An 867-nucleotide genomic window follows, 5' to 3' on the forward strand; every position below is an offset into this window, starting at 1 on the left:
TCGTCGCTGGACATCAGGCGGTCGATGTCCACCAGGATCAGCATCCGCTCGTCCAGCGTCCCCAGCCCGATCAGGTAGTCCGTGTCCAGCACCGACCCCATCGCCGGCGCCGGCTTGATCTGCTCCGCCGTCAGCGTGATCACGTCCGACACGCTGTCCACCACCATCCCCACCACCCGCCCCCCGATGTTCAGCACGATCACCACCGTGAACTGGTCATAGCTCGGCGTCCCCAGCGCAAACTTGATCCGCATGTCGATGATCGGAACAATGATCCCCCGCAGGTTCACCACCCCCTTGATGTACTCCGGCGCGTTCGCGATCCGCGTCACCGCGTCGTATCCCCGCAGCTCCTGTACCTTCTGGATGTCGATCCCGTACTCCTCGTCGCCCAGGGTGAAGGAGAGAAACTCGAGCGGCTTGCCGGCGCGTGCCGAGGGTGCGCTTGCTTCAGAGGCGACCTGTTTGGCTTGATCTGTGGTGTTCACTTCGTTCACTCCATGACTTGAAGATTTCTGCCGCCGCGGGTGCCGGCACCGGCCTCCGCCTGAAAGACGCTGACCGCGTCGACCAGGCTTGCGGCCTGGTTCTCCAGTGCCAGTGCCGCCGCCGAGGCTTCCTCCACCAGCGCCGCGTTCTGCTGCGTCACCTGGTCCATCTGCGTGATCGCCTGGTTGATCTGCTCGATCCCCGAGGTCTGCTCCTGGCTCGCCGCCGTGATCTCGCCCATGATGTCGGTCACCCGCTTCACGCTGCCGACGATCTCTTCCATCGTCTTGCCGGCCTGCGCCACCAGCGCGCTGCCCGCGCCCACCTTGCCCACCGAGTCGTCGATCAGCCCCTTGATCTCCTTGGCCGCCGCCGCCG

The 867-nt window shown here is 65.3% G+C and carries 2 protein-coding genes; both read right to left on the bottom strand.

What is annotated here, in order from left to right:
• A partial coding sequence (locus tag AC1DYD_RS41450; RefSeq protein WP_478178503.1) for a chemotaxis protein CheW occupies window positions 1-488 on the bottom strand: 488 nt, incomplete at its 3' end.
• A 5-nt stretch (window positions 489-493) separates the two neighbouring features.
• Window positions 494-867, bottom strand: a 374-nt coding sequence (locus AC1DYD_RS41455; protein ID WP_478178504.1) for a methyl-accepting chemotaxis protein, incomplete at its 5' end; no start/stop codon positions are given.

Source organism: Variovorax sp. P4_B11 (genome assembly GCF_056402355.1).